16 protein-coding genes are annotated in these 16,563 nt (G+C 70.4%); 4 read left to right on the top strand and 12 right to left on the bottom strand.

Annotation, left to right across the window (positions count from 1 at the left end; genetic code table 11):
- The first annotated feature begins 136 nt into the window (after nt 1-136).
- Entirely contained in the window at nt 137-1,480 is a 1,344-nt protein-coding gene (locus OHA61_RS23590) for a UDP-glucose dehydrogenase family protein (protein WP_406304707.1), read from the top strand.
- Nucleotides 1,481-1,690: 210 nt separating this feature from the next.
- On the opposite strand, the gene OHA61_RS23585 is transcribed toward OHA61_RS23590, so the two are convergent.
- On the bottom strand, nt 1,691-2,266 hold the full coding sequence (locus tag OHA61_RS23585) for a CGNR zinc finger domain-containing protein (RefSeq protein ID WP_406304706.1): 576 nt from the start codon (nt 2,264-2,266) through the stop codon (nt 1,691-1,693).
- Nucleotides 2,267-2,354: 88 nt separating this feature from the next.
- On the opposite strand from OHA61_RS23585, the gene OHA61_RS23580 reads away from it, so the two are divergent.
- On the top strand, nt 2,355-2,717 hold the full coding sequence (locus OHA61_RS23580) for a VOC family protein (protein ID WP_406304705.1): 363 nt from the start codon (nt 2,355-2,357) through the stop codon (nt 2,715-2,717).
- Between the two features lie 201 nt (nt 2,718-2,918).
- On the opposite strand, the gene OHA61_RS23575 is transcribed toward OHA61_RS23580, so the two are convergent.
- The 4 genes from OHA61_RS23575 to OHA61_RS23560 form a co-directional block, all read right to left on the bottom strand.
- Complete coding sequence (locus OHA61_RS23575; RefSeq protein WP_406304704.1) at nt 2,919-4,028, bottom strand: membrane dipeptidase; 1,110 nt, start codon at nt 4,026-4,028, stop codon at nt 2,919-2,921.
- Nucleotides 4,029-4,169: 141 nt separating this feature from the next.
- The gene (locus OHA61_RS23570) at nt 4,170-5,366 is read right to left on the bottom strand and encodes a dipeptidase (RefSeq protein ID WP_266475850.1); all 1,197 of its coding nucleotides are present in this window, start codon (nt 5,364-5,366) and stop codon (nt 4,170-4,172) included.
- 6 nt (nt 5,367-5,372) lie between these two features.
- Nucleotides 5,373-5,894 carry a 5-(carboxyamino)imidazole ribonucleotide mutase gene (purE, locus tag OHA61_RS23565; protein ID WP_266475849.1) on the bottom strand — a complete coding sequence of 174 codons (522 nt, stop codon included), beginning with the start codon at nt 5,892-5,894 and terminating at the stop codon, nt 5,373-5,375.
- Complete coding sequence (locus OHA61_RS23560; RefSeq protein ID WP_406307432.1) at nt 5,891-7,009, bottom strand: 5-(carboxyamino)imidazole ribonucleotide synthase; 1,119 nt, start codon at nt 7,007-7,009, stop codon at nt 5,891-5,893. Before OHA61_RS23560 ends, purE begins: the two co-directional genes overlap by 4 nt.
- A gap of 192 nt (nt 7,010-7,201) precedes the next feature.
- On the opposite strand from OHA61_RS23560, the gene OHA61_RS23555 reads away from it, so the two are divergent.
- Nucleotides 7,202-7,711: a GtrA family protein gene (locus OHA61_RS23555; RefSeq protein WP_324976921.1), complete on the top strand. Its 510-nt coding sequence runs from the start codon at nt 7,202-7,204 to the stop codon at nt 7,709-7,711.
- A 90-nt stretch (nt 7,712-7,801) separates the two neighbouring features.
- Here OHA61_RS23555 and OHA61_RS23550 read toward each other — a convergent pair whose 3' ends face one another.
- Together OHA61_RS23550 and OHA61_RS23545 are read right to left on the bottom strand one after the other, a co-directional pair.
- A complete protein-coding gene (locus OHA61_RS23550) occupies nt 7,802-9,067 on the bottom strand; it encodes an ATP-binding protein (protein ID WP_324976918.1) in 1,266 nt (421 codons plus the stop codon).
- Between the two features lie 173 nt (nt 9,068-9,240).
- Nucleotides 9,241-9,918: a response regulator transcription factor gene (locus tag OHA61_RS23545; RefSeq protein WP_186357118.1), complete on the bottom strand. Its 678-nt coding sequence runs from the start codon at nt 9,916-9,918 to the stop codon at nt 9,241-9,243.
- A gap of 466 nt (nt 9,919-10,384) precedes the next feature.
- On the opposite strand from OHA61_RS23545, the gene OHA61_RS23540 reads away from it, so the two are divergent.
- Nucleotides 10,385-11,890, top strand: coding sequence for a peptide MFS transporter (locus OHA61_RS23540; RefSeq protein ID WP_406304703.1), 1,506 nt, complete (start codon nt 10,385-10,387; stop codon nt 11,888-11,890).
- A gap of 80 nt (nt 11,891-11,970) precedes the next feature.
- On the opposite strand, the gene OHA61_RS23535 is transcribed toward OHA61_RS23540, so the two are convergent.
- The 5 genes from OHA61_RS23535 to OHA61_RS23515 all read right to left on the bottom strand — a co-directional run bounded on the left by OHA61_RS23535 (nt 11,971) and on the right by OHA61_RS23515 (nt 16,539).
- A complete protein-coding gene (locus tag OHA61_RS23535) occupies nt 11,971-12,330 on the bottom strand; it encodes a hypothetical protein (RefSeq protein ID WP_406304702.1) in 360 nt (119 codons plus the stop codon).
- Nucleotides 12,331-12,554: 224 nt separating this feature from the next.
- Nucleotides 12,555-13,880, bottom strand: coding sequence for a hypothetical protein (locus OHA61_RS23530; RefSeq protein WP_406307431.1), 1,326 nt, complete (start codon nt 13,878-13,880; stop codon nt 12,555-12,557).
- A 14-nt stretch (nt 13,881-13,894) separates the two neighbouring features.
- The gene (locus tag OHA61_RS23525; RefSeq protein WP_406304701.1) at nt 13,895-14,968 is read right to left on the bottom strand and encodes a hypothetical protein; all 1,074 of its coding nucleotides are present in this window, start codon (nt 14,966-14,968) and stop codon (nt 13,895-13,897) included.
- A complete protein-coding gene (locus OHA61_RS23520) occupies nt 14,965-15,870 on the bottom strand; it encodes a hypothetical protein (protein ID WP_406304700.1) in 906 nt (301 codons plus the stop codon). The genes OHA61_RS23525 and OHA61_RS23520 overlap by 4 nt, the downstream gene beginning before the upstream one ends.
- A gap of 3 nt (nt 15,871-15,873) precedes the next feature.
- A complete protein-coding gene (locus OHA61_RS23515) occupies nt 15,874-16,539 on the bottom strand; it encodes a peptidase (RefSeq protein WP_324981747.1) in 666 nt (221 codons plus the stop codon).
- Nucleotides 16,540-16,563 lie beyond the last annotated feature (24 nt).

Genomic DNA, 16,563 nt, shown 5'->3' with positions numbered 1-16,563 from the left:
AGGTCCAGCAGCCCCAAGGCATACGTGACCTTGGCGACAGCGGAAAAGAGCACTGCTCGGCGGGCTCGCGACCCCGGTGCGGGGCGCAGCTATGCTCGGGCAGGCATTCCCAGCCCGCGATTCACTGGAGCACCGCATGGCCCTCAAGATCACCGTGATCGGCACCGGATATCTCGGCGCCACCCACGCCGCGGCCATGGCTGAATTGGGCTTCGAGGTCCTCGGACTCGATGTCGTGCCCGAGAAGATCGAGATGCTCTCCGCGGGCAAGGTCCCCATGTACGAACCGGGGCTGGAGGAGCTGCTCGCCAGGCATGTCGCCGGGATCGAGGGCTCGAGCGGGCGGCTGCGCTTCACGACCTCGTGGGAGGAGATCGGGGAGTTCGGCGACGTCCACTTCGTCTGCGTGAACACCCCGCAGAAGCACGGGGAGTATGCCTGTGACATGAGTTACGTCGACCGCGCCTTCGCCTCGCTCGCGCCGCAGCTGAAGCGGCCCGCCCTGGTGGTCGGCAAGTCGACCGTCCCGGTCGGCAGCGCGGCCCGGCTGGCGGCTCTGCTCACCGAACTGGCCCCGGTGGGCGCGGACGCCGAGCTGGCGTGGAACCCCGAGTTCCTGCGCGAGGGCTTCGCCGTCCAGGACACGCTGCACCCCGACCGGATCGTGGTGGGTGTTCAGAGCGAGCGGGCTGAGAAGCTGCTGCGCGAGGTGTACGCGACGCCGGTCGGCGAGGGCTCGCCGTTCGTGGTGACGGACTTCCCGACCGCCGAGCTGGTGAAGACCTCCGCGAATTCGTTCCTCGCGACGAAGATTTCCTTCATCAATGCGATGGCCGAGGTGTGCGAGGCCGCCGACGGCGATGTCGTGAAGCTCGCCGAGGCCATCGGATACGACGAGCGCATCGGCTCCAAATTCCTGCGCGCGGGCATCGGCTTCGGCGGCGGCTGTCTGCCGAAGGACATCCGCGCCTTCATGGCCCGCGCCGGTGAGCTGGGCGCCGACCAGGCGCTGACCTTCCTGCGCGAGGTCGACTCGATCAACATGCGGCGCCGCGGCCACATGGTGGAGCTGGCGCGGGAGGCCGTGGGCGGCGGATCGTTCCTGGGCAAGCGAGTGGCGGTGCTCGGGGCGACGTTCAAGCCCGACTCGGACGATGTGCGGGACTCGCCCGCGCTGAATGTCGCCGGGCAGATCCATCTGCAGGGCGGTCAGGTCACGGTGTACGACCCCAAGGGCATGGACAACGCACGCCGGATGTTCCCGACCCTCGGGTACGCGGACACGGCGCTGGACACGGTGCGGGGTGCGGACGTGGTGCTGCACCTGACGGAATGGCGCGAGTTCCGCGAACTGGACCCGGCGGCTCTGGGCAGTGTCACGTCGAGCCGGATCGTCCTGGACGGGCGGAATGCGCTGGACCCGGTGAAGTGGCGCGAGGCGGGCTGGACGTATCGGGCGATGGGCCGGCCGCGGGCGTAGGGCTCGCGCGGGGGTCTTTGCCCCTACCCGCCCTCCCGCTACGGCCTGGCGGCCGCGGGAGGTACCCCCATCCCGAACTGGGGGCAGGCCCCCAGCCCCCCCGCTCGGGCGTCGGGCACGAACCGGGGCTTCGCCCCGGACCCCGTATGCGACCTTCGGCCGCATGTCCTCAAACGCCGGACGGGCTGGGTATTCCGACCGTGCGGATCTTCAGGACTGCCCGGGCAAATCCAGCGCCGCCGGCGTTCGAGGCGCCGGGTCCGGGGTGGAACCCGAGGCAGAGGCCTTGCCCCTGGCCCGGTACGTGCGCATCTTGGCGCGGGCGCCGCAGACCGACATCGAGCACCAGCGGCGCCGGCCGCCCGGGCTGCGGTCGTAGTACACCCACCGGCAGTCCTCCGCCTCGCACGCCTTCAGGCGCGCCCATGTCCCGTCGGCGGACGCCGCGGCGAGCGCCTCGGCGATGCGGGAGGCGAGCGTGTCCGGGTCCGCCGGGCGGAGTGCGGCGGTGCCGTCTTCCGCGACGGTGACGTACAGCGGCGCCCCGGCCAGCAGCTCGTCCAGCGCGGCGGGCGAACGGTCCGACCGGTGGCCCGCGTGCGCGAGGCACGCGGCACGCAGGGCCTCACGCAGTTCGCGCGCGTGCGGCACGTCCTGCTCGGCGAGACCGAAGGCGGCGCGGCCGTCCTCCGTGTCGAGGGAGTCGGTGCCGGTCTCGACATCGAGCGTGTTCACCAAGGCCTCGACCAGGGCGAGGGCTCCGGGCGCGGTTTCCCTCTCATTCATGGTTGCGACGTTACCTCCGATGCGGCAGCATGAAGTAACCGTTACCGGCTGAGCCACTTCAACGGTAACTCTGACCCGAGGAGGAGTCATGCCCATCGCCACCCTGGGGACCGTCGTGCTGGACTGTCCCGACCCCGTCGCACTCGGCCGTTTCTACGCAGGCGTGCTCGGCGGTGAGATCGAGGACGACGGCGACGGCTGGGTGTCCCTCAGGGGAGCCGCCGGGACGCCGCTCTCGTTCCAGGTCTCGCCCGGTTTCGTACCGCCGAAGTGGCCCGCGCCGGACGCCTCCCAGCAGTTCCATCTGGACCTGACGGTGAACGACCTGGACGCGGCGGAGAAGCACGTACTGGCACTGGGCGCGAAGGCGCTCGACGCCGACGACAGGGCACGGTCGTGGCGGGTGTACGCCGACCCGGCCGGGCACCCGTTCTGCCTCTGCGCCTGCTGAGAGGCACGTGCTCCACACCGCCGGACGGAGTCCGGCGCAGCCGGGCGAAGCCCGGGAGGCGCCCCGGCGCCGAACGGTGCGAGACCGGCGTCAAGAATCGGTCGCCGACGACAGGGCACGGTCGTGGCGCGTGTACGCGGACCCGGCCGGGCACCCGTTCTGCCTCTGCGCCTGCTGAGGCGGAAGCTCCGGCCCCGCCGCTCAGCCGTCCTGCGGTGTCGGTCTCGCTGTCGACGGGGGTCGGCGTGCCTGGATCGCGCGGGAGACGAATTCCGCGTCCCTGAGAACCCTGGATACGTTCGTCCAGGTCAGGGCCTCGATATCGGACTGCGGCCAGTCGCGGTCCAGGAGTTCGGCGATCAGGCGCGGGAAGCAGGACACATCCGCCAGGCCGGGGGCGTGCGGGGAGCCCGTGTCGTAGGCGCCCGTCAGGGCCACCGACTGCGGGCCCGCCGTCTCGCGGACATGGTCCAGGCGGTCCGCCGTCTCCCGGATCGAGGTGCCCGTGCAGGCGACCATGCACACACCGCAGTTGGCGCGCAGCTGGCGCAGCACGTCGTCCGGGACCGGCTCGGGGTGGTGCGAGATGACGACGGGGGCCTTTGCCACGACGAGCGCGCGGCGCATCGTTTCCAGCGTGCAGCCGGAGAGGTCGACGAGGACGCCCAGGCGGTTCATCTCACGGACGACCTCCTGGCCGAAGGGGGTCAGTCCGGTGCGCTGTGTCCAGCGGGTGCCCGCGAGGGTGACGCTGCGGACGCCGAGGGCGTGATAAGCGCGCAGCGTGGAGAGTGAATCGCCGAGGGCCGGGCCCGCCACCGGGCCGAGCAGGGCGGCTATGCGCCCGCAGTTGCGTGCGTCGGCCAGGTCGCCGGCGCTCAGGGCCAGGCGCAGGCCCTCGGGGCACTCGGCCACCAGGGCACGGACCAGGTCGAGTTGTTCCAGTGTCGCGGTGACCGCACGGTCCCCCGTGGGCTCGCCGCGCACGTGCAGGGACCAGAACTGCGCGCCCACCCCGCCGTCCCGCAGCCGCGGGATGTCCGTCTCCAGCATGCGCTCGCCGTCCTCGATGTCGTACGAGGGGATCTCCCGCAGCGCCAGGCCGAGCCCACTGCAGCCGTCGGCTATCGGGTGTGCGGCGAGGAGTTCGCGTGCGCGCTCCAGGCTTCGGGCTGCCGGGCTTCCGGCGGCCGGGCCTGCGGCGGCCGGGGCGGCGGGCTCGGTGGACGGCTCTCTGCGCGGCGGCGCCACATCGTCGAGGTCGCCGACGGCTATGGACTCGGCCGGGGGGTCGTTCTGCAGATCTGCCATGGGTGCTCCGAGCGTCGACGGCGGTGCCGTGGATCAACCGTGGCACGGGAGCGGCGAGGCTTCACGGCAGGCGGTGCGTTCGGGGGTACGGGGCCGGATGCGGGACAGCCCCGCATCCGGCCCGTACCCCGTCGGCCCGTCTCAGCCGTCGAGCTGCTCGATCGTCGCGTTCGAGGGACCACGCTCTGCCTGGAGCCCACGGGCGACATCCTCCGCCGCGCGCAGCGTACGGACCGCGTTCTGCCAGGTCAGCTTGGCGAGGTCCGAGGCGGACCAGCCGCGGCCGAGCAGTTCCGCTATCAGGTTCGGATAGCCCGCGACATCTTCGAGACCGGCCGGTGTGAAGGCCGTCCCGTCGAAGTCGCCGCCGATGCCGATGTGGTCGACGCCGGCCACCTCGCGCATGTGGTCCAGGTGGTCGGCGACGGTCGCGACGGTCGCCACCGGCCGCGGATTCGCCGCCTCGAACGCGGCGTGGACCTTCATCGCCCCCGGCGTGGTGTCCAGGGGGTGCAGCCCGTGCGCCTCCATGTTCTCGTCGGCTGCGCGGGTCCAGTCGACCGCGGCGGGCAGGATGAACTTGGGCACGAACGTCGCCATCGCGACACCGCCGTTCGCGGGCAGCCGCTCCAGCACGTCGTCGGGGATGTTGCGTACGTGGTCGCAGATCGCCCGGGCCGAGGAGTGAGAGAAGACGACCGGCGCGACCGACGTGCCGAGCGCGTCGCGCATCGTCGAGGGGGCGACGTGCGAGAGGTCGACGAGCATGCCGATCCGGTTCATCTCCCGTACGACCTCGTGGCCGAAGGCCGACAGGCCGCCGACGCCGACCTCGTCGGTCGCCGAGTCCGCCCACGCGATGTTGTCGTTGTGGGTCAGGGTCATGTAGCGCACGCCCAGCGCGTACAACGCCCGCAGCGTGGCCAGGGAGTTGTTGATGGAGTGGCCGCCCTCGGCGCCCATGAGGGAGGCGATACGGCCCTCGCCGCGCACCTTCTCGATGTCGTCCGCGCTCAGCGCGGCGGCGAGGTCCGCCGGATAGCGCTCGAGCAGCTGGCGCACCCCGTCGATCTGCTCCAGGGTCGCGCTGACCGCGTCGTCGCCCGCCATGTCGCTGCGTACGTACACGGACCAGAACTGCGCGCCGACGCCGCCCTTGCGCAGCCGCGGGATGTCGGTGTGCAGCTCGCCGGTCCGGTCACCGGCGATGTCCATGCGGTTCAGGTCGTAGCGGACGTGCTGGCGCAGCGCCCAGGGCAGGTCGTTGTGGCCGTCGACGACCGGGTGGGACGCGAGCAGCTCGCGCGCCTGGCTCAGGTGGTCCGTGGGGGATTCCATGCGCTGTTACTTCCCGAAGCCGAAGGAGTCCGCACCTGCCACCTTGGTGCGCAGCCGCTTGCCCTTCTCGGTCGCCTGGTCGTTCAGCTCCTGCTGGAACTCCCGCATACGGGCGAGGAGTTCATCGTCGTGCGTCGCCAGGATCCGGGCGGCGAGCAGGCCTGCGTTACGGGCGCCGGCGACCGAGACCGTAGCGACGGGCACTCCCGCGGGCATCTGCACGATCGACAGCAGCGAGTCCATGCCGTCGAGGTACTTCAGCGGTACGGGGACGCCGATCACCGGGAGCGGGGTGACGGAGGCGAGCATGCCCGGAAGGTGGGCCGCTCCCCCGGCGCCCGCGATGATCGCCTTGAGGCCGCGGTCGGCGGCCTGCTCTCCGTAGGCGATCATTTCGCGCGGCATCCGGTGCGCGGAGACGACGTCGACCTCGTACTCGATCTCGAACTCGTCCAGGGCCTGCGCCGCGGCCTCCATGACGGGCCAGTCGGAGTCGGACCCCATGACAATGCCAACGACAGGGCTCATTCGGTGATCGTTCCTCTGAGATAGCCGGCTGCGTGACGGGCGCGCTCCAGCGCGTCGTCCAGATCGTCGCCGTAGGTGTTGACGTGACCCACCTTGCGGCCGGGCTTGACGTCCTTGCCGTACATATGGATCTTCAGCTGCGGATCGCGGGCCATGCAGTGCAGATACGCCTGGTACATGTCCGGGTAGTCGCCGCCGAGGACGTTGGCCATCACGGTCCACCTGGCCCGCGGGCGCGGGTCGCCCAGCGGCAGGTCGAGCACCGCGCGGACATGGTTGGCGAACTGCGAGGTGATCGCGCCGTCCTGGGTCCAGTGGCCGGAGTTGTGCGGGCGCATCGCGAGCTCGTTGACCAGGATGCGGCCGTCGGTGGTCTCGAACAGCTCGACCGCGAGATGGCCGACGACGCCGAGCGCGTCGGCGATCCGCAGGGCGAGCTCCTGTGCCTGGCCCGCCAGCTCCGGGTCCAGGGCGGGCGCGGGTGCGATCACCGTGTCGCAGACGCCGTCGACCTGCCGGGACTCGACCACGGGATAGGCGACGGCCTGGCCGTGCGGGGAGCGGACGATGTTCGCCGCCAGCTCACGGGTGAAGTCGACCTTCTCCTCGGCGAGGACGGGAACGCCCGCCTTGAAGGGGGCCTCGGCGTCGGCCTGCGTACGCACGAACCAGACGCCCTTGCCGTCGTAGCCGCCGCGCACGGTCTTGAGGATGACGGGGAAACCGTCGCCCTCCTCGGCGAAGGCCGTCACATCGGCGGGGCCGGTGACGATGCGGTGGCGCGGGCAGGGCGCGCCGAGCTCGTCGAGCTTCGCGCGCATCACGCCCTTGTCCTGCGCGTGCACCAGGGCGTCGGGCCCCGGGCGGACGGGGATGCCGTCCGCCTCCAGGGCGCGCAGGTGCTCGATCGGGACATGCTCATGATCGAACGTGAGCACGTCGCACTCCCGCGCGAACTCACGCAGCGTGTCCAGGTCGCGATAGTCGCCGATGACGACATCGCTGACCACCTGGGCCGCGGAGTCCTGCGGGGTGTCACTGAGGAGCTTGAATCTGATGCCGAGGGGGATGCCCGCCTCGTGGGTCATACGGGCGAGCTGGCCGCCGCCGACCATGCCGACTACCGGGAACGTCACCCTCTTAGGGTATCCGCCGCCCCGGGGCCCCCTGCCGCCCGAGGCGCCCGGCCGGGGTCGGGCTTGTCACAGCCTCGCCACATGGTTGGGTACGTCCCCGGGCGGCGGCGGGAGCGGGTGGATAGCATGGCTGCGTTGACGCTGCCGAAACGATGGGGCTGGACTCTCACTATGAGTGAACGAGGCAGTGCGCTGCGCGGGCAGCTCCAGCAGCTCTCCCGCGAAGTCGCCAAGTTCGGAGCGGTGGGCGGTGCGGGGCTGCTGGTCAACCTCGCCGTCTTCAACCTCGTACGTCACACCACCGGGATCCCTGTGGTGCGGGCGTCGATTCTGGCGACCGTCGTCGCGATCGCCTTCAACTACGTGGGCTTTCGCTACTTCACCTACCGCGACCGCGACAAGAGCGGGCGCACCAAGGAGCTCACGCTCTTTCTGCTGTTCAGCGTGGTCGGCCTGGTGATCGAGAACGGCATTCTGTACGCGGCGACGTACGGCTTCGACTGGGACAGCCCGCTGCAGAGCAACGTCTTCAAGTTCCTCGGCATCGGCATCGCGACGCTGTTCCGCTTCTGGTCCTACCGCACCTGGGTCTTCCGGGCGCTGCCCGCACGCGAGGCCGTGCACACGGCGGAGTCGTTCCTGGGGCAGCGGCGGCCGGAGCCGGACCGCGTCGGGCGCTGAGCGTCTGGTGCCGGACGGCCCGGGCTGAGCGTCGGGCTGGGCCTGAGCGTCTGGCTCGGGCTGTGAGCGTCGGGCGCTGAGCCGTCCGCTTCAGCGGACCGTGGGCGGGCCGTTCTTGCGGCTGCGCGCCACCCGGCTCAGGAACAGCGCGAAGACCGGCGGATGCTGCTGGAGCAGCTCCAGCCGGCCACCGTCCGCCTCCGCCAGATCCCGGGCCACGGCCAGTCCGATGCCGGTGGAATTGCGGCCGCTGATGGTCCGCTCGAAGATCCGCGCGCCGAGGTCGGCCGGTACGCCCGGGCCCTCGTCCGTCACCTCGACCACGGCCTGGTTTCCCGTGACACGGGTCCGCAGCGCGACCGTTCCCCCGCCGTGCATGAGCGAGTTCTCGATCAGCGCGGCCAGCACCTGGGCGACCGCGCCCGGGGTGCCGACGGCTCGCATGCCCTGCTTTCCCGAGCAGACGATGGCGCGGCCCGCGCTGCGGTAGGCCGGGCGCCACTCCTCCAGCTGCTGCTTGACCACCTCGTCGAGGTCGAAGACGACGGCGGAGCCGGTGCGGGGGTCGCGGGAGTTCGTGAGCAGCCGGTCCACGACGTCGGTGAGCCGCTCCACCTGCGCGAGCGCGATGCTCGCCTCCTCCTTCACCGTGTCCGGGTCGTCGGTGAGGGTGATCTCCTCCAGCCGCATGGAGAGCGCCGTCAGGGGCGTACGCAGCTGATGCGAGGCGTCCGCGGCGAGCCGGCGCTCGGCGGTGAGCATGCGCGCGATGCGCTCGGCACTGGAGTCGAGGACGTCCGCGACGCGGTCCAGCTCGGGGACGCCGTAGCGCTTGTGCCGGGGGCGCGGGTCGCCGGAGCCGAGGCGCTCGGCGGTCTCGGCGAGATCGGTGAGCGGGGAGCCGAGGCGGTTCGCCTGGCGTACGGCGAGCAGCACGGCGGCGACGACGGCGAGCAGCGCGACCCCGGCGATGATCAACAGGGTCCGCCCGACCTCGCGCGTCACGGACGAGCGGGACTCCTCGACGGTGACGCTCTCGTTGCGCTCACCGTGCGCGACCCCGCGGATGACGCTGCCGGTGGGGCGCTTGCCGATCTCGATCGGCTCGCGGCCGGGGATCGTGATCAGGGCGTACCGCTTGGCGCCGCTCTGCTCGGAGAGGATGTCGGGGTTGACGGGCTCACCGCCGATGAGCCGGCTGTCGACGATGCTGACGAGGCGCAGTGCCTCGGAGTCGACGCTTTCCTGGGCGCTGCTGGAGATGGTGCGGGTCTCGACGAGAACGAGGGAGACACCGAAGACGGCGATGACGACGAGGACGACGGCGAGGGTTGAGGTGATGAGTCGTCGTCGCATGGTGCTCTCCGGCGGTGTCCGTTTGGTCGTTTCCAGGGGTCGTGGCTGCCGTGGGCCAGGGGCGTTGGCGGTTGCTGCCCGGTGGGTGGCTTCGCGGGCGAACCCGGAGGGCCGGCCCGGACAGGGTCACTCCCCACCGGAACGGCGTGAGCGCGGGAGGCCGTCCCGGGGGCTCAGCTCTTCTCGAAGCGGAAACCCACACCCCGCACCGTCGCGATGTACCTCGGGTTCGCCGCGTCGTCGCCCAGTTTCTTGCGCAGCCAGGAGATGTGCATGTCCAGCGTCTTCGTCGAGGACCACCACGTCGTGTCCCAGACCTCACGCATCAGCTGGTCGCGCGTGACCACCCGGCCCGCGTCGCGGACCAGGACGCGCAGCAGGTCGAACTCCTTCGCCGTGAGCTGCAGTTCCTCGTCGCCCATCCAGGCGCGGTGCGACTCGACGTCGATCCGCACGCCGTGCGTCGCCGGCGCGGGTGAGGGTTCAGAGGCGCCGCGGCGCAGCAGGGCCCGGACCCGGGCTAGCAGTTCGGCGAGGCGGAACGGCTTGGTGACGTAGTCGTCCGCGCCGGCGTCCAGGCCGACGACGGTGTCCACCTCGTCCGCGCGGGCCGTCAGCACCAGGATCGGCACCGTGTGGCCCTCGGCGCGCAGCCGTCTCGCGACCTCCAGGCCGTCCATACCGGGCAGCCCCAGGTCGAGGACGACGAGGTCGACACCGCCTGCCAGTCCGGCGTCCAGCGCCGTCGGGCCGTCCTCGCGGACCTCGACCTCGTAACCCTCCCGTCGCAGGGCGCGGGCCAGCGGCTCCGAGATGGAAGCGTCGTCCTCGGCGAGCAGTACACGGGTCATGGGGTGATGGTAGTCCGCGTGGCGCACGCGTCGTTGCGTGATCGGCAAGGCCTGCGGGTTAAGGATGCGATCATGATTACGACCTTCGATTCAGGGCACCTGGTTCCAGGTATGCCTGTGATCCATCTCTCAAGTCCTTCCATATGGGGCTGTGTCGTGTCGTATGGTGGCGTGACGCCTGTAGCACGACACGGGACCTTTGGCCTGCGACACCGGTCAAGGGTCTCTTTGCTGCGCGAGGTTGGGTTGCCGGCCTCGAGACAGTGACTGACCTGTGGGCCGGGCCCCGAGCGCGACACAGCGCGCGGGGCGTGGATCCCGGTGCGGACTGTCCCCCGTCTTCGCCTTCCGCGGAGTGAGCCCCAAAGGCGTGGGGTGGGACACCTCCCTTGCCGGTGCCGGCCGCCCCCCACCGGGCGCGTAACGCTCACGAAGCGCCGCGTCCCGAGCTAGCAAGGATCGACCCATGGCGTCCAGCCTGACGAAGGACACTGCCGGTACCCCCTCCGGCGAGAAGACCTTCTTCGGCCACCCCCGCGGTATGGCCACCCTCTTCATGACCGAGATGTGGGAGCGCTTTTCCTGGTACGGAATGCGCGGCATCCTCGTCCTCTACTTGATCGCGGGTGTTCTCGACGGGCCCCTTGAGGGTCGTGAAGCCCTGGCCGCGTCGATCTACGGCGTCTACAACGCCGTCGTCTACATGGGCGCGATGCCCGGCGGCTGGGTCGCGGACCGCCTCTGGGGTGCGCGCAAGGCCGTTCTCGTCGGCGGCATCGTCATCGCGCTGGGCCACTTCACCCTCGCGATCCCGACCGACATCGCCTTCTTCTGCGGTCTCGCCCTGATCGCGGTCGGTACGGGCCTGCTGAAGCCGAACATCTCCGCGATGGTCGGCGGCCTCTACGAGGGTCAGCCCAGCGCCCGCCGCGACGCCGGTTTCACGCTGTTCTACATGGCGATCAACATCGGCGGCATGGCCGCTCCGCTGGTCGTCGGCTACCTCGGCGAGAACGTCAACTGGCACCTCGGCTTCGCCGTTGCCGGTATCGGCATGAGCCTCGCCGTCGTCCAGTACGTCCTGGGCGGCCGTCACCTCGGTGACGTCGGCAAGGAGCCGGCCACGCCGGCCTCGCCGGAGGAGAAGCGCGCGACGCTGCGCAAGGTCGTGCTGTGGGGCGGCATCGCCCTCGGCGCGCTGGTCATCGACCTGGTCGCGGGCACGTACGACATCGAGCACATCGTCAACGTCCTGGCCATCCTCGGCATCGTCGTGCCGATCGTGTACTTCGTCACGATCTTCCGTAACCCGGCGCTGAAGAGTGAGGACAGGCCGAAGATCCAGGCCTACGTGTGGTTCTTCCTGACCGCCGTGCTGTTCTGGATGATCTACGACCAGTCCGGCTCGCTGCTGACGATCTTCGCCGACAACAAGACGGACCGCATGATCGGCGGCTGGGAGTTCCCGGCCTCCTGGTACCAGTCGGTGAACCCGATGATGGTCATCATCCTGGCCCCGCTGTTCGCCGCTCTGTGGGTCAAGCTGGCCAAGCGCAACCGCGAGCCCAGCACCCCGATGAAGTTCGCCCTGGCGATGCTCCTCATCGGTGGCTCCTTCGCGATCATGGGTCTGGCCGGCGCTGCCGCCGCCAACAGCGAGACCGGCAAGGTCACCGTCTTCTGGCTGCTCAGCGTCTACCTCGTCCAGACCCTCGGCGAGATGTGCCTGTCGCCGGTCGGTCTGTCCCTGTCGACCAAGCTGGCTCCGAAGCAGTTCGTCGGCCAGATCATGGGTCTGTGGTTCCTCGCCACCTCGACGGGCAACGCCCTGAACGGCTGGACCACCAAGCTCAACGCCCCGCTGGGCGACGCCGTCTACTACACGATGTGGGCGATCATCGCCGTCGTCGCGGGCCTCGCGTTCATGACCGCGGGCAAGAAGATCCGCGCGCTCATGGGTGACGTCAAGTAGCTCCCCCGCGCCTGCGGGCACAACAGAGCCGGGCCGGTACGAATCGCTTCGTACCGGCCCGGCTCATGTGTTTCAGCTGTTCAGCTCTTCGTCTGGACCTTGAACCCGCGCAGGAAGTTCTTGGTGCCGCACCTGACCTTCGACTTCTTGGCCGGCGACACCCACGGGCCGTGCAGGGTGTAAGTGACGACCGTCTCGCGGGCGCCCTGAACCTGGTCGCACTTGATCTCCACCCGGTGGAGACGGACAGCCTTGCCGCTGCCCTTCTTGACACACGTGGAGTAGGCCGTGGGCCTGCCGATGCTGTCCATGTCGGCATACGCCTTGCACGCGTACTTGGCCGTAGCCGCCTCGGCAGGTGCCGCGGTGACCAGCCCTGTCGCCGTAGCTCCCATCAGCATGGCGAGCGTCCCCGTGGCGAACTTCTTCCCCCAGCGCATTTGCTTTCCTTTCTGCGGCCGTGCACCACGATGGACGGTCAGAGCTCATCGAGCTGCACTTATGTGCCGATTACCCAACTCCGCCTTCGCTCGGGCGAATGCATGGAACATATCCGTCCGGATCTTGGACAAGCAAAGCGCGAAGGCCGATCTGAGCAACATCTGAGCAAGACGCACTCGGGCCCCGGCCTGGCGGGCCGGGGCCGAGGCGCCGTTCGGTCGCTCTAGCGCGTCCCGCGCAGCCTGCGCCACGGGGTGAACGTGAAGACCGCGCCGCCCAGCAGGATCACCGTGCCCGCGACCAGGGCCAGGGCGCGCAGGGCGCCGGCGTTGTCGGAGCCCGTCTGGGCCAGGCCGCCGCTTGTGCTCGTGCCGCCGCTCGATGTGCCCCCAGCCGAGCTGCCGCTGCCATTGCTGGAGCCGCCCGACGCGCCTCCCGGCTGGGCCGACGTGTCGAGTTCGAGGGAGGCCTCCGCCGTGCCCTTGACCGTGCACGGGATGCTGATCTTCTGGCCGCCCAGGGTGACGTCGATCGTCAGGGTGCCGGGGCTGAGTGTGGACTTGCCGCTGGCGCCCGGCTTGTACGTACCGGTCATGTCGGGCAGGTCGACCGGTTTGCCCTGTTCCAGGGGGTCGGGGTTCGCGGGGCCCGTGACCGGGACGGTGCCCTTGTCGGCTCCGCCGAGGAGGACCGCCATGGAGGGCTTGAGTGCGCCGGCGGGGAGTGCGGCCGGGCTGTTCATGACGCCTTTGGCCGTCTTGACGACCAGGTCGTAACTGCCGCCGTTCTTCTTGGCGTTGATGGTCACCTTCGAGTTGATGCTCGCCGGTCCCGGCGACTTGCACGCGAAGGCGACGGTGACTTCCTTGCCGGGGAAGTCGGTCTGGCCGCCGCCCCCGCCGGACGTGGATCCGCCCGAGGTCGAACCACCGGAAGTCGAACCGCCCGAAGTCGAACCGCCCGAAGTCGAACCGCCCGAGGTCGAACCACCGCTCGTCGTGCCGCCCGACGTACCGCCCCCGCCGTCCGTCACCTTGATCGTCGCCGCCGCCTTGACCGTCTCCTTCGGCGTGCACTTGGTGTCGGTCGACATCGGCTTGGAGACGTTGATGTTGTACGCATCCGGCGTCAGCGTGATCTCGCCCGCCGTGGTCAGCTTGATCTTGCCTTTCATGTCGGACAGCTTCATCGGGCTGTTCTTGGGAATCGGCGGGTTCGAACGCGGTCCCTCCATCGCGATGTTCACGGTCTGTGCCCCGGCCGCCTTCAGCGTGCCGGTCGGCTTCACCGTGTCCTTGTCCAGGTCGAGGATGTCGGGGTTCTTCGAGGCCGCCTCGACGAACTTCCACACCACTTCGACCTCGTCGCCGACCTTCGCCTCGGCGGGCGCGGTGATCTGCACCTTCGTGGTGCCCTGCACGGGTGGCAGCCCCGAGATGGGTGGTGGGATGCACTCCGTCTTATATGCGACCTCGGCTGCCTGGGCGGGGCTTGCGGCCAGCAGGATCCCCGCGCCGCCGAGCATCAGCGCGACCCCGGCCGCGCTCATCCTCCGTTGCGTGCTCACGAATGTCCCTTCGTCGTGGACCGGTTGTCTGACGGTGCGGAGTCAGGTGTGAACCACGGCAGAGCCGCCGTGGTGGTCGTGGTGCTCCTCGGCCCGGGGTCCGGTGGCCTGCGCAGCCGTACGGTGCGGTGGCGGCCGGTGCCGCGGGCGCGGGGGCGGCCGTTGCCGCGGGGGCGGACGCGGTCGACGACCGCCATGCCGATACGGAAGGCGGCGGCGGGCACGACCACGGCGAGCAGGATCCAGAAGATCGTCACGCCCCAGGGACGGCCGACACCCCACGGCTGTTCGGCGAGCACCTTCGTGCCGTACTTGACCGAGATCTGGTAGTCGCCGTGCGCTCCCGCGGAGAGCTGGACGGGCAGCTTGACCAGTACCTTCCGGCCGGGCGCGATCGTGCCGCGCCACTGCTGCTCCTCCCACTGCGGGGCGAAGACGCCGTGCGCGGTGCCGATCTGGAAGACGGGGTCCTTCACCGGCTCGGAACCCAGGTTGCCGACAGTGAATTCGAGCCGGCGGGACGGCGGGGCTCCGAAGAAGACGAGGATGCCGGAGTCGCCTTCGAGCCGGGTGGCGGCGAGCACGGCGAGCCTTCCGCCGCCGGTGCGCCCGGGCAGTGGGGCGGTAGGGTAGCCCGCGACGACGAACGGGGCGTCCACGAGGGCCTGTTCACCGGTGACGGTCGCCACGTGCACCACACAGGGGCAGGGTTTGGGCGGCTCGGCGACCGGCATCTTCTTGCTGAAGGCGCCCTTGGCGTCGGTGGTGACGGCGCGGCCCTCGGCGTTGGCGCAGGCGTTGGTGCCGCCGATGACGCCTTTGCCTGGCGCGGCCTGCCCGCAGATGAGCATCATCAGCAGGGTGTTCGGCCGCCAACCGCTGCCGCTGACGGTGATGTCCCCGCCCGCGCCCGCCTGTTGCCGGGAGAGCTTGACGTCGGGTTGCGCGTCGGCCGCGGTGGCCCGGGGTGCCAGGGGAAGCAGCAGGAACGGGAGCAGGGCGAACAGCACGGCCAGGGTTTGCGCAGGACCGGCTTCGCGACGCGGCACGTCGGCTTCATACATCCTCATGCTCCTGACCTCGCCAAGTGCCGTTCGCTGCCGGTCTGTTCAAGGGTCGGGCCAGGGTCCGCAGGACGTCGGCGGCGGCGCAGGAACCACACGGTGCCGCCCGCCGCCGCGAGCAGCCCCGCCGCAGAACCGGCCACCGTCGCCCAGGGCACGAACGTCACCGACGCCGACCCCTTCGCCCGGGCGTCGCCGGGCGCCGTCGCATCAACGTGGACCGTCACCGCGTCCAGGGACGGATGCCCGGGCCATTTCTCGGCGAGGGTGACGCGCTGGGCGGGGAGGAGTTCCACGGGGAGCGTGCGCGGCGCGCGGCGCAGTACCTCGCCGAAGAGGCCGTCCGCTCGGATCGTCACGCGCGGGGTCAGAACGGTGTTGCCGCGGTTGACGAGGGTGTAGTGGATCGCGCCGCCGGAGATCTTCACCTGCTCGACCGTGAAGGCCGCCAGCGTCGGGCCGCTGACGCGCAGATGGATCCGCAACCCCGCCTCCCGCCCGCCGGAGGCCGCCATGATCGCGCCGGGGTGGTCGCCGGGGAGCGCGCCCGGGGGAACCGTGACCGAGAAGGGGATCTGTGCGCGCGTGCGCGGCGGAACTCTCACGCGCTCGGATGCGAGCGTGATCCAGGTGCCAGCGCCGTGGGACTTCCGCGCGCCGCGTACGGCGAGCGCCCCGGTCCCGGTGTTGTACGCGTCGGCCGGGCGCAGCCGTACGGTGAGCGGCTTCGTGCCCGGGTTGGTCACGGACAGCGTGTCCTCCAGCACCGTTCCGGGCCCGCCCTCCAGATAGACGTACGGCCGGGCGCCGCCCGGCTGCACCGTCCATGCCGCGTCCGCCGCCCGCGCCGCGGGGGCGCACAGCGCGCACAGCAGCGCGGCAAAGGTGACGGCGAGGCGCGGCAGCACGGGTCAGCTCGCGGTCCGCTGACCGCGCCTGGTCAGCCAGAGCACTCCGGCAGCCCCGGACAGCAGCACGGTGCCGCCGAGCGTGCCGAGCGCGAGTGCCGAGTCGAGCGGGCCGGTCCTGGGCAGTTCGCCGCCGCCGGAGGGCGCGGACTGTGAGCCGGTCGCCGCGGCGACGTCCAGTTCGAGGGAGGGCTTCGGATTGTTCTTGGGCGTGCAGGTCGTCGTCGTACCAAGGGCCTTGATGGTCAGCACGCCGGCCGTGAAGGTGACCTTGCCACTCTTCCTGGGCGTGTACGTGCCCGACAAGTCACTGATTTTGATGGGGGTGTTGGCGGGGATCGCGGCCGCGTTCGGCGGCCCGGACACCGCGACCGTGCCCCCGTCGGCCCCGCCCAGCTTGATCAGGGCGCTCGGCTTCATCGCGCCCTTGCCGAGCTCCACCGGGCTGGAGGAGACACCCTTCTGGAAGGTCATGGTCAGCTGGTAGCCGCTGCCGCTCTTGACGGCCTTGATGTCGATCGGCGAGACCGCGCCTTTCGGCCCGATCGGCGTCTGACACTGGTAATCGACGTCCTGGACACTGGCATGGGCGGCGGGGGCGGCCATCAGCACCACCGAGCCCGCCACCGCTGCTGCCAGCGAGAGAGCTGTCCGCTTCTGGTACGACACCTCTAGTTCCCCTCATGCCGGAAG

Origin of the sequence: Streptomyces sp. NBC_00885, from assembly GCF_045207475.1 — a bacterium.
Classification (GTDB): domain Bacteria; phylum Actinomycetota; class Actinomycetes; order Streptomycetales; family Streptomycetaceae; genus Streptomyces.
Note: the sequence above shows the minus strand (reverse complement) of the source record. Positions and strands in the feature narration are given on the sequence as shown.

Excerpts from the sequence above, each read along its gene's own strand:
- OHA61_RS23580 (WP_406304705.1), top strand. The coding sequence starts at position 2,355 with ATGCCCATCGCCACCCTGGGGACCGTCGTGCTGGACTGTCCCGACCCC.
- OHA61_RS23570 (WP_266475850.1), bottom strand. The coding sequence starts at position 5,366 with ATGGAATCCCCCACGGACCACCTGAGCCAGGCGCGCGAGCTGCTCGCG.
- OHA61_RS23540 (WP_406304703.1), top strand. The coding sequence starts at position 10,385 with ATGGCGTCCAGCCTGACGAAGGACACTGCCGGTACCCCCTCCGGCGAG.
- OHA61_RS23525 (WP_406304701.1), bottom strand. The coding sequence starts at position 14,968 with ATGAGGATGTATGAAGCCGACGTGCCGCGTCGCGAAGCCGGTCCTGCG.
- OHA61_RS23535 (WP_406304702.1), bottom strand. The coding sequence starts at position 12,330 with ATGCGCTGGGGGAAGAAGTTCGCCACGGGGACGCTCGCCATGCTGATG.
- OHA61_RS23585 (WP_406304706.1), bottom strand. The coding sequence starts at position 2,266 with ATGAATGAGAGGGAAACCGCGCCCGGAGCCCTCGCCCTGGTCGAGGCC.
- OHA61_RS23530 (WP_406307431.1), bottom strand. The coding sequence starts at position 13,880 with ATGAGCGCGGCCGGGGTCGCGCTGATGCTCGGCGGCGCGGGGATCCTG.
- OHA61_RS23545 (WP_186357118.1), bottom strand. The coding sequence starts at position 9,918 with ATGACCCGTGTACTGCTCGCCGAGGACGACGCTTCCATCTCGGAGCCG.
- OHA61_RS23550 (WP_324976918.1), bottom strand. The coding sequence starts at position 9,067 with ATGCGACGACGACTCATCACCTCAACCCTCGCCGTCGTCCTCGTCGTC.
- OHA61_RS23575 (WP_406304704.1), bottom strand. The coding sequence starts at position 4,028 with ATGGCAGATCTGCAGAACGACCCCCCGGCCGAGTCCATAGCCGTCGGC.
- OHA61_RS23590 (WP_406304707.1), top strand. The coding sequence starts at position 137 with ATGGCCCTCAAGATCACCGTGATCGGCACCGGATATCTCGGCGCCACC.
- OHA61_RS23560 (WP_406307432.1), bottom strand. The coding sequence starts at position 7,009 with ATGGTCGGCGGCGGCCAGCTCGCCCGTATGACCCACGAGGCGGGCATC.
- OHA61_RS23555 (WP_324976921.1), top strand. The coding sequence starts at position 7,202 with ATGAGTGAACGAGGCAGTGCGCTGCGCGGGCAGCTCCAGCAGCTCTCC.
- purE (WP_266475849.1), bottom strand. The coding sequence starts at position 5,894 with ATGAGCCCTGTCGTTGGCATTGTCATGGGGTCCGACTCCGACTGGCCC.